The organism is uncultured Campylobacter sp., from assembly GCF_938017705.1.
Lineage (GTDB): Bacteria > Campylobacterota > Campylobacteria > Campylobacterales > Campylobacteraceae > Campylobacter_B.
Window position 1 is genome coordinate 1 of sequence record NZ_CALIIS010000171.1, and the last position, 10,510, is coordinate 10,510.

At 36.6% G+C, this 10,510-nt stretch carries 10 protein-coding genes and 1 CRISPR repeat array; all 10 genes read left to right on the forward strand.

The annotated features are described in order from the left end of the window. Positions 1–1,199, forward strand: a 1,199-nt coding sequence (gene glyS, locus Q0605_RS08100) for a glycine--tRNA ligase subunit beta (protein ID WP_298705952.1), incomplete at its 5' end; no start/stop codon positions are given. 71 nt (positions 1,200–1,270) lie between these two features. Further along, positions 1,271–2,002 (forward strand): CRISPR-associated endoribonuclease Cas6, encoded by a 732-nt coding sequence (locus Q0605_RS08105; protein ID WP_298096407.1) that lies wholly within the window; start codon positions 1,271–1,273, stop codon positions 2,000–2,002. A gap of 116 nt (positions 2,003–2,118) precedes the next feature. Beyond that, on the forward strand, positions 2,119–3,912 hold the full coding sequence (locus tag Q0605_RS08110) for a TM1802 family CRISPR-associated protein (RefSeq protein ID WP_298705954.1): 1,794 nt from the start codon (positions 2,119–2,121) through the stop codon (positions 3,910–3,912). Beyond that, positions 3,912–4,829, forward strand: coding sequence for a type I-B CRISPR-associated protein Cas7/Csh2 (gene cas7b / locus Q0605_RS08115; protein WP_298705957.1), 918 nt, complete (start codon positions 3,912–3,914; stop codon positions 4,827–4,829). Before Q0605_RS08110 ends, cas7b begins: the two co-directional genes overlap by 1 nt. Further along, positions 4,830–5,036 carry a CRISPR-associated protein Cas5 gene (gene cas5, locus Q0605_RS08120; protein ID WP_298705960.1) on the forward strand — a complete coding sequence of 69 codons (207 nt, stop codon included), beginning with the start codon at positions 4,830–4,832 and terminating at the stop codon, positions 5,034–5,036. Further along, the gene (locus Q0605_RS08125) at positions 5,033–5,542 is read left to right on the forward strand and encodes a CRISPR-associated protein Cas5 (RefSeq protein ID WP_298705963.1); all 510 of its coding nucleotides are present in this window, start codon (positions 5,033–5,035) and stop codon (positions 5,540–5,542) included. The genes cas5 and Q0605_RS08125 overlap by 4 nt, the downstream gene beginning before the upstream one ends. A 46-nt stretch (positions 5,543–5,588) precedes the next feature. Continuing rightward, positions 5,589–7,709 (forward strand): CRISPR-associated helicase Cas3', encoded by a 2,121-nt coding sequence (gene cas3, locus Q0605_RS08130; protein WP_298705966.1) that lies wholly within the window; start codon positions 5,589–5,591, stop codon positions 7,707–7,709. Next, positions 7,709–8,206: a Dna2/Cas4 domain-containing protein gene (locus tag Q0605_RS08135; RefSeq protein WP_298705969.1), complete on the forward strand. Its 498-nt coding sequence runs from the start codon at positions 7,709–7,711 to the stop codon at positions 8,204–8,206. The genes cas3 and Q0605_RS08135 overlap by 1 nt, the downstream gene beginning before the upstream one ends. A gap of 8 nt (positions 8,207–8,214) precedes the next feature. Continuing rightward, positions 8,215–8,493 carry a CRISPR-associated endonuclease Cas2 gene (gene cas2 / locus Q0605_RS08140; RefSeq protein ID WP_298705972.1) on the forward strand — a complete coding sequence of 93 codons (279 nt, stop codon included), beginning with the start codon at positions 8,215–8,217 and terminating at the stop codon, positions 8,491–8,493. A 16-nt stretch (positions 8,494–8,509) separates the two neighbouring features. Continuing rightward, complete coding sequence (gene cas1 / locus Q0605_RS08145) at positions 8,510–9,508, forward strand: CRISPR-associated endonuclease Cas1 (RefSeq protein WP_298705975.1); 999 nt, start codon at positions 8,510–8,512, stop codon at positions 9,506–9,508. A 390-nt stretch (positions 9,509–9,898) separates the two neighbouring features. Then, positions 9,899–10,448: direct repeats of the CRISPR family, unit length 30 nt; unit sequence GTAGAATTCCATCCCGTTGGGAATTGAAAC. The last annotated feature ends 62 nt before the right edge of the window (positions 10,449–10,510 follow it).

Below are 10,510 nucleotides of genomic sequence, written 5' to 3' on the forward strand. Positions count from 1 at the left end.
AGAATCAGCGCTATTTTCCCGTTTTCGAGGGTAAAAACTTAAGCAATCACTTCGTTGTCGTTAGTAATGCGATCACCAATGATGACGAGCTTGTAGTACGCGGTAATGAAAAAGTTTTACGCGCGCGCCTAAGCGATGCTATGTTTTTTTGGAAAAGCGATTTGCAAGCGGAATTTAGTCCTGAAAAACTTAAGCAAATTTCCTATATGCAAGCCCTTGGCTCGGTTTATGATAAGCAAGTGCGCGAGCTAGCGGTAGCAAAGGCACTGAGCGCGGATTATGCTACACAGATTGAGGCGGAGATCGGCAAAAAGGATTTTGCGCGGGATGTAGAAAATGCCGTAATGTTTAGTAAAGCAGATCTTAGCAGCACGATGGTGGGTGAATTTAGCGAGCTTCAAGGCATTATGGGTAGTTACTATGCCGCACACGCTGGACTGGCAGATCATGTATGCCGCGCGATACGCGAGCAATATCTGCCTAGCGGCGAGGATAGCGAGCTGCCAAGCGGTGTATTTAGTAGCGTAATCGCTATAGCGATGAAATTTGAAACGCTCCTGGGGCTTTTTAGTATCGATAAAGTTCCAAGCGGCAATAAAGATCCGTATGCGCTTCGCCGCGCAGCTACGGGGCTAATTAAAATTTTACTAAATCAAGGATTGGGCTTTGATGCGAATGCGCTGGCGCAAAAACTGGCGCCAAATTATAAGAAATTTGACATTTCTAAGCTGCTGGATTTTATAAAAGATAGATTATATGGAATTTTTGACGAGATAAATCCGTCCGTGATCAAGGCGTGCATCGCAAGCGGCGAAAACGATCTGTTACGACTAAGCAAGGCCATAAAGGCGCTGGGCGAGATCGCAGCAGCAGCGGATTTCGGGGAAAATTTCGCGACTTTTAAGCGCCTAGCCAATATCATCAAGGACGAAAAAATAGGCGCGGTGGACGAAAATCTATTCGAACACGATGCTGAGCGTGCGCTAAATGCGGCATTCAGAGCGATTAAGCTCAACGAAAACGACGTGAGTGGGTATCTGCGCTCACTATTTGGGCTTAAAGGCGTGATTGATGATTTTTTCGATAACGTAATGATAAACGTCCAGGATGTCAAGATACGCGCAAATCGTATCGCAAATATCGGACAAATTTATCGCGCGTTTTTGCAGTTTGCCGATATCAAAGAGATAGGATTTTAATTTCACTTAGAACTCATTTGCCCAAGGTTGCACGAACCTTGGGCAAAATTTTACCGCGCAAAGGAGCGCAAATGCTAATCATCAACGCAAAATTACCAACTAAAAATCTAAAAATCACAAAATCTCTCTCGCAGCTGATTCAGGGCTTTCTTTATCGCTATCTGCCGGCTTCAGAGCACGTAGGATATAGACACGAATCAAGCGGTAAAATTTTTAAACGCACGGTGTTTGATTTTATCTTGCGAGGAGAGGATTTGCGCGTGCGATTTGCTTCATGCGAGCCGGAGTTTGAACGTAAAATCGCGCTAGCAGTGCTAAAAGACGGGCTAAGCTTGGGTGAAATTCTATTTACGCAAACTACCGTCGAAGCGAAAAATCATAAAATTTGCGAGAACGAAGCTATTGTGCAAGGCTACGTGGCGTGCGCAGTAAGCGGGCTTTTGGGGCATAAGGTTTATTTGCAGCCGCAAGATAGTAGGCATTTAGAGATGATGAAGACGAATATTTTACAGCGATTTGAAACGATTATGGGGCGAAAATATGATGGCGAAATGGAATTAAATTTATTGTGGCAAAAGCTGGGTGAATCTGTGAAATTCTATTACGGCAACAACCGCGAGCCGGTATATGCGTGGCAAGCAAGATGGAAAATTGTAGCTAATGCAGAACTAATCAATTTGATCCTTGGTACGGGTGCTGGAAGCGGGTGCATGAACTACGGAGTAGGGGTTTTGGAGGTTGTAAAGCAAGACTGCATTAAAGCACAAATTTCAAATCCTAAAAAGGATGATTGCTTGCTTTAAAACCGATTGTATAATAAAAATTTAAAAAAGGCAAATTATTTCATTAAAACACAATAACTATTGACAATATAATTAAAATTAGTTATAATTCGCGTATATTTTAGAAAGGATAAATTTTGGGCGATATAGTTAAAATTTTTTCTAGTATCGGCGAAATTTATGATAAACAGAAAACTAAAATCAACAACAAAAGCTATGAATATGATGCTATTAAAATTTATCTTTTTGATATTAAAAGTAAAGAAATATTGGTAAATAACAATATTTCAAAAGACGATTTAATAGTTTGTAGATTTGGCATAGGTGCGAATTCTGGCAATTTGTTCCCTAATGTCCAATTCATTAGCAAAGCCGTAAAAGACGATACTCCTAAATTTATAAAAGGAATTTTAAAAGCCGTAAAAAATATGCTCTCTTGCTTCAATCCTGACGATATCAAAAATGATAAAATATTAACGGATTTATCTAGCTTAAACGAGAGCTTTTTTGATGATATTTTAAGTGAAATTGTAGCTCTACAAGAAGAGCCTAAGAAAAAGGGCATGAAAGTAGCTACTTTTTTTGCATTATCTTGGGAGGGTAGGCCGATTTCAGCGTATTTCAAAAATATTTTTACTAGTCATTTAAGTGATAGCGATAATGGTAAAACTGCCAAAATTTATGGTTATGATATGCTTACAAATAGTATGGGTATCGGTGGAGATGCAAATTTAGCATTTTGTTCCGTAAATGAGCTACCGACTGCTTTACAAGACATTAAAGTTAGATTACTACCTCTAAATAGTGCTAATGCAAATTTGGTTAAAAACGGTTTTATGGCAATTGATAAGGAATTATCTTTTAATTTTTACGGGGATAAAATGGCGGTCTTACCGACGTTAATGGTAAATGATGTAAATTTATTAGAAAAAATAGTGGAAATTTTAAAAGATCCGAGTGAAAAGAAAAAAGATCTGCAAGGCATACAAAATATCGAAGAAAGTATTAATTACGAGTTGGAATCCGTAGCTAAAGCACAAGCAAATATGCCCGTGCTAAATACAATTCTATTTTATAAAAAAAGCAATGCTGCAGTTAATGTATTATTGCAAATAGATGATGTATTGCCGTCTTATATTTCTAAAATTTCCGATTTAATGGGTAGATACAATATTAGGGCGATTAGACGAAAAGATAGTAAAGATCAACAAGACGATACTATTTATATGCAAAATTTATTTCTTAAAAATATTGATATTATGAATTTTTTATTATCACAAAACAGGATGAATTTAGATGATATGATGGAAAAATACGCTGCTTTGATTTATAAAGGCAATATTAACTCTAGTTATGCGTCAAAAATAGAATGGGGATTTTATTTTAATCGCGTTAAGACATATCAAAATAGAAGTATAGAAAGTATCGAAAAATATCAAAATTTCTTTAATGAAATGGGTGCTTTAAATGAAAAAATATCATTTGCAAGGGAGGTTAATTTGCAAGGCTTAAGCGATAAAAAAGAGCTAATAAGCTCGATTTTGAAAAATAGCGAATTTCTAAAAGATAATGAAGTATTGCAGAGTGCATATTTGCTAGGAATGATGTCTGCAGGGTTGATAAATCGCCAATTTGCTATTAGCAAAAATAGTTCATTCGAAAAATGGCTGAATAATGCCGGAGTAATTACGAAAGAGCTTTTAGAACGGATTTGGACTAAGTGCGATGAAACTAACAAAAAACTCTCCAATGTATCGCGAGGAAAAAGAAGTGCTAATATAGAAATCATGCGCGATATTTTGATTGGAATTTTACCAAGTGCGTTTTTATCTCAAAAGCGGGTTAAGAGCGCTTATGTAACTCTGGCTTTTGCTATGGGCGGAAGTGATTTTACGAAATATATTAAAGATAACACTCAAGGAGACGAGTAATGAAAAAGAAGGAAATTCTATTTCTTTGGGACGGCGAAAATTTTAATCCAAACGGCGATATGCTAAGAGATAACGCTCCTAGGATAGACGATGAGACGGGTATAGCAGAAGTTACTGATGTACGTATAAAGCGAACAATTAGAGATGAAATTATGAAAAAAGACGAAAGTGCGATTTTCATTAAAGAGTATAAAAGAGATGAAAATATCTTAGATTGCAAAAGCGCAATACGTGAAGTAATTAACGTTAAGCAAGAAAAAATCGAGATTGAAAAAGAAATTTTATCTAAATTTATCGATATTCGCGCATTTGGTGGAGTTTTGCCGATATCGGATAAAGACGAGATGAAAAAAGAAGGCATAAAAACAGCCGGAATTCAATTTGTCGGACCCATTCAGTTTAGAATGAGCAGATCGCTTCATAGAGTTGTGGTAGAGCATATAAAAGGCACCGGCGCGTTTGCAAGCGGTAGCGATAAGGCAAATAAAACGTTTAGAGAAGAAGATTTTTTAAATTATGCAATGTTTGCAACTTACGGAATAGTGGATAATCATAGTGCAAAGATTACAAATTTAAGTGAAGATGATGTAAAAGTGATTTTAGGAGCGCTCTGGAGCGGGACTAAAAATTTAATTACTCGCACGAAAATGGGTCAAATGCCTAGATTTATGCTAGTAATTACATATAAAGATGATACTTTCGCTGGAGATTTAAATAACTGTGTGGCTATAAATAGTAGCAAAGAAGATGTGGAGATAAGAAGTATAAATGATTTTACGATTGATTTTTCTAGATTAAAAGCTAAACTTACCAGATGCGCGCAAGAGATCGAAAAAATAGAGTATATGAGCGATTTTGACTTCGAGCAAAATAACAGATCACAATTTGATAGTAGTTGGATAAAAATAGGATTTTAAATGGATATAATAGCTTTTGAGCTATCGGGAGATTACGCGCATTTTTCTCATCCAGCTACTATCTACTCGTCTCTTACATACCCGGTGCCACCAAAAACTGCCATCATGGGGCTTTTGGGAGCGATTATAGGTGAAATGAATTATTTTAAACTTAACGATATAGGTTATAGCGTTATTTTAAGTTCGCAATTTCGCAAAAGACTATGATTTTTAACGGTATAAAATTTGCTCTATCGTCAAGTATGCATATCGAACAAGGCTATCAAGATTCTAGCGAGAAAAAGCAGTTTTATAAAGAGCTAATAAAAGATCCTAGATATGTCATATTCGTTGATTTAAGTGCTTTAAACGCTTCTTATAAAGAAAATATAATTAACAGCTTAAAAGCTCATAGATGTGTCTTTACGCCATATTTAGGTATAAATTTTTGTATAGCGGATTTTAAATATATCGAGATAAAAAATTGTGAATTGGTTCATGAAAAAGAAAGTTTTATAGATACATTCGTTTTAATGGACGATTTTATATTTGATGCACAAAGCTTTGATATCAGACTTACTACGGCTAGAATGGCTTGCGGATGCGAAGAGGGTCGAATTTTTAAGGATTTTAAAGATTTCGTTATTAAGTTAAGCGGCAATAGTCAAATCAAAGCAAAGAATAGAGGAAATATTTATCAAATAAATGACTACAAGGTCTACTTTGCAAAGTGAGCTGCTATCGCATCCCAATAAACCATTAATAAAGCATATAATAAATATGCTTGCCGAATCGGATAGTAGGCTTTTACAATGCATTAAAATTTATCACGATATAGCTAAGCTAAAAACTAATTTTCAAATTTATATCAAAAATCCTACCGAAAAAATTGCAGATAAAAATCATGCTTTATTATCCGCTTACATATTTTTACTAAATTCAGAATTTAATGAGCTAGATACGGCTTTTGGGTTTTTATCCATCGTATCACACCATGGAAATGTAGAAAATTTTTGTGAGCTTACAATGCAAAATAAAAATTTCGGCAAATATTTTGAGAGCTCAAAAGAGCTAGACTTTTGGGACGAAGTCTTAGATAAGGCTTTAGGTTTAGAAATTTACAAAGATATTAAAAGCGATAAAAATGAGCTTTTAATTAAAGCTAAACATTTAAGAGAATACTTCAAATTTGCGAAAAAGAAGTTTGATTACGATGACTTTTTAAATTTCAAAGACATATTTTCGTCGCTTATTTATAGTGATAAATATGAAGCTATTTTTAATCAAAGAATTCCTGCTTCTAAACCGGCGAATCCTAATACGATCGAAAAATATATCAAAGTCCTGGAAAATCGTAAGCCAAATGAAAAAAGAAGCGAGTTTAGAAAATTCGTTTTAAATAATTTCGATGTAAATCATAATCTTTTTACTTTAACTGCGCCTACGGGCTACGGCAAGACTTTGACTGCGCTAAATTTTGCCGCTAAATTTAATAAAGAACGTATTATTTACGTACTGCCGTTTACGGCTATCATAGATCAAGTTTATGATGAGATAAAAGAGATTTTCAAAGACGATAAAAATATATTAATTCATAAAATTCATCACAAAACTACGATAGATGAAAGCACCCCGCAAGATCGCTATTCTAGAGTTAAATTTTTGATGGATTCCTTTAGCGGAGATATTAACGTAACTACGCTATATCAATTTATATTTGCACTCTTTGGAAACAAAAATAAAGATAGCGTAAAATTTAACCGATTAAAAAATAGTGTAATAATAATCGATGAGGCGCAGGCAGTACCGTATAAGTTAAGGGCGGATTTTATGAAACTTTGCGAAATGATGGCGAAAAGATTTGGCTGCATTTTTATCTTTATGTCCGCCACGATGCCTATTGTTGATGCGACTAAATTTAAAGAAATTTCAAATTTAGATTATTTCAAAGATCAAAATAGATACGTTTTAAAGTGGTTTGATGGTGACGAGAGTGCTTTAAAAGATAAGATTAAACAATCGGCAAAAGGCAAAAATACACTAGTCGTCGTAAATACCATTAAAAAAGCGCAAGAGCTATTTTTGGAATTTTACGATGAATTTAAAGTTTTTTGCCTAAACGGATATATGTGCGACGATCACAAACGAAAAAATATCGAAAATATAAAAGACGCGATTGCTAAAAATAAAAGTGGGCACGGTGATTCGATCTTGCTAATTTCTACGCAGTCTATCGAAGCTGGCGTGGATTTGGATTTTGATGTCGGATTTAGAGAGATGGCGCCCATTAGCTCGATTATCCAAACTGCCGGTCGTATAAATAGAAATTTCACAGCTCTGGGAGAGTTATACGTATTTAACGATATTTGCGACTATTCCGATCTCATTTACGGTGATTTAAAACGCATTAGCGATAATATTTTGGTAAAAATTCTAAAGCAAAGGGATATCATCGAAAGCGAAATTTTAGATATTTCTAATAGGTATTTCAGCGCCATAAAGCAAAGCCTAGAGAGCTTATTTTTGGCGGAGCAGATGCGAGAGCTCGGATTTTACGATATAAACGAAAAGATTAGCGAGGCGATGGATGATAGGCTTAAAATTTTAGTAATAATTGAGCCAAAAGAAGATTATATTAAAGAATTTCAAAATGAAATTTTTGAAATCAATAGACTTGATATGGACAAATTTAATAAGAAAGATATATTTACGAATACTATTAAGAAAATTAATAGATTTGGTGTAAATATCACAGAATTTGATGCAAAGCGTTTAAATATAAAGCGTATTGATGGGCTAAAAGATGTCTATTATTTACCATTCGGCGATACTTCGTACAATAATAATTTCGGGATTAAAAAGGACATCGCCTTAAATCTCAAGAATGAGTTTTTCGACTAATGTTTTACAAGGACCAAATCACCGGCACGCTTGTGAATTATTACGTCACCTGTAAGCGCGAGGCGTGGCTTTACGCACACAATATTCACGCCAATCAGGAAGATGAAAACATGCTGATGGGCAAGGCGCTAGCGGATATCAAAGAGAACGATTTGCAGGACTTTGCATTTTCAAATTTGAAATTCGACAAGCTTTCCAAGCAGCGCGGACATTATCTCATCACTGAATATAAAAAGAGCCTAAAAAATCCAGAAGCAGGCAAGATGCAGCTACTTTTTTATATCTATCTTTTAAAAACAGGCTTAAATTTAAAAGAGGTGAAAGGCAAGCTAATTAGCGGCAAAACCGTCATAGCCATTGAGGATAACGCCGAAAATTTCAATAAAATCGAAACAATTCTAAACAGCATCGCCGCCCTTGTAAACGAGCCAAAGCCGCCTAAATTTAGCCCGCAAAAGATTTGCGAGAGTTGCGCTTATCGTGATTATTGCATTTAGGAGATAGGATGTACGCTATTTTGTTTTACGATATTTCAAGCAGCGACGAAAAGGAGAAAAATAACGCTGTACGCGTCCGCAAGGCGGTCGAGAAGTTTCTGCCTCGCGTGCAATTCAGTGTTTTTGAGGGTGAAATCAGAGCGAGCGATCTTAAAAAATTAATGACGATTTTGCAAAAAGAATGCTCTAGCAAGCTTGATTCGGTAGTAATTTATACTTTTAATTCGCTCAAATATTCACAGCGCCTAGTCATCGGGTGCGATAAAAACGAGGCAATATTCAGCTAAAATTTAAGGATAAAGTATGCAAAAATCGGATCGCACGCATTTTATTTTGAGCCCAGGCCGATTGCGCCGCAAAGATAATAATCTATACTTCGATAAATTTAACGACGAGGGCGGAATTTTAACTAGTAAAATTTTGCCGATTAACGCAATTGATGAAATTTATATTTTGGCGCGAGTGGAGCTTGATACCTATGCTATGGCGTTTTTGGCAGATAATAACGTTTTGCTGCATATTTTTAGCGCCTATCAGAGCTTTCGCGGCAGTTTTTTCCCTAATACTTCAAATTCTGTAAATAAAAGCGGCTTTGTGCTTTTGGCGCAGCTGCGGGCTTTTGACGATCTTTCTAAGCGCCTTTTTATCGCTCGCGAGATTACTCGCGCTCGCATCTTAAATGCAGCCATTAATTGCAAGGTTTACGGCGTCTCGCTCGATACTGCGCCACATCTGGATGCCCTAGCGCGCGTCTGTGACATAGCAGCGGTAATGGCGGTGGAAGGCGGCTTTGCCAAGCAGTATTTCGCAGCCTGGAACGAAATCATCGAGGATCAGCGCAGTTTTAAATTTACGACGCGTTCCAAACGCCCGCCGGCGGATAAAATTAATGCCCTCATTAGCTATGTAAATACGCGCATTTATAACATCTGCCTCAGCGAAATTTACAAAACCGAGCTTGATCCGCGCATCGGCTTTTTACACGAGCCAAACTACCGTGCGCTAAGTCTGCATCTTGATCTTGCAGAGATTTTTAAGCCTATTTTAGGCGATAGATTAATTTTTGGAATGTTAAATAAGCGTGAGATTACGGCAAAAGATTTTGAAACGGACGCGGGGCGTATTCGATTTGGTCGAGAAGCGGTGCAAAAAATCGAGCTAAAAATGATTGAGAAACTAGCATCTTGCGCGAACGTAGCGGGACAGAGCCTAACCTGGCGTCAAATCATCCGTCGCGAGGCCAATCAGATTAAAAAATACGTCTGTGAAGGCGTGCCTTACGAGGGGTTGGTATGGCGGTAGGGCTGGGCCTTCAAGTTTAAATTTATGTTTTTGAAATCTTAACTAGAATCACTTACGCCTATAGATTACGCTCTCTTAAAATGCATGTGCTTTTGAAATAAATTTGATCTGAAGCACGGAACGGCGAAAGAATTGGCTTTAAAAACACATATGTTTTTAAAATTTCAGCTTTTTATTATTCACACTTCGATTTTTGAATATCTTTATATTTAGATTTTAACATTTGCACTCACGATACATATAGATAGCGATAAAGTTGCTTTTAAGATTCTGAAATGCCTAATTTTGGGCATTGAGCAATCGGGAGCTTTTTTAAATTTAGTCCATTTTAAGGCATAAAAATATATACTCCTAACACTTTCTACCTAGAAAAATGGCAAAATTCGTGCTGTAGAATTCCATCCCGTTGGGAATTGAAACGCTCCTTGCAAGCTACCGCAGTCGTGCCGCTACCCAGTAGAATTCCATCCCGTTGGGAATTGAAACGCAAAGCGGGCAGGCTATGACATAGACACCGAGCGTAGAATTCCATCCCGTTGGGAATTGAAACAATGGGGATTGCGCACCTATAAAATTTGCTTTGAGTAGAATTCCATCCCGTTGGGAATTGAAACCCGGGTGTATGCAGCAGCACTTCATCAATGATACGGTAGAATTCCATCCCGTTGGGAATTGAAACTGTAATATAAAAGGATACAAAATGACGACAAAAGGTAGAATTCCATCCCGTTGGGAATTGAAACATAGCGCATAGAAGCAGAGCGATTACCACGCCTAAGGTAGAATTCCATCCCGTTGGGAATTGAAACTCTTCCTCGTCAAATGTAATACCAAGCTTTATAGGTAGAATTCCATCCCGTTGGGAATTGAAACTTATTGAAAATCCAAAATTTATTGTAGCTTCTGGAAAGTAGAATTCCATCCCGCTGGGAATTGAAACTTACTAATCGTCTTAGGTATCAGCAGTTCATTAGCTACCGAATGAATCAAAACGATATGATT

What these genes read in the sequence shown, in the direction of transcription:
- Q0605_RS08105 (WP_298096407.1), top strand. Translation starts at nt 1,271, where the DNA reads ATGCTAATCATCAACGCAAAATTACCAACTAAAAATCTAAAAATCACA.
- cas7b (WP_298705957.1), top strand. Translation starts at nt 3,912, where the DNA reads ATGAAAAAGAAGGAAATTCTATTTCTTTGGGACGGCGAAAATTTTAAT.
- cas5 (WP_298705960.1), top strand. Translation starts at nt 4,830, where the DNA reads ATGGATATAATAGCTTTTGAGCTATCGGGAGATTACGCGCATTTTTCT.
- Q0605_RS08125 (WP_298705963.1), top strand. Translation starts at nt 5,033, where the DNA reads ATGATTTTTAACGGTATAAAATTTGCTCTATCGTCAAGTATGCATATC.
- cas3 (WP_298705966.1), top strand. Translation starts at nt 5,589, where the DNA reads ATGCTTGCCGAATCGGATAGTAGGCTTTTACAATGCATTAAAATTTAT.
- Q0605_RS08135 (WP_298705969.1), top strand. Translation starts at nt 7,709, where the DNA reads ATGTTTTACAAGGACCAAATCACCGGCACGCTTGTGAATTATTACGTC.
- cas2 (WP_298705972.1), top strand. Translation starts at nt 8,215, where the DNA reads ATGTACGCTATTTTGTTTTACGATATTTCAAGCAGCGACGAAAAGGAG.
- cas1 (WP_298705975.1), top strand. Translation starts at nt 8,510, where the DNA reads ATGCAAAAATCGGATCGCACGCATTTTATTTTGAGCCCAGGCCGATTG.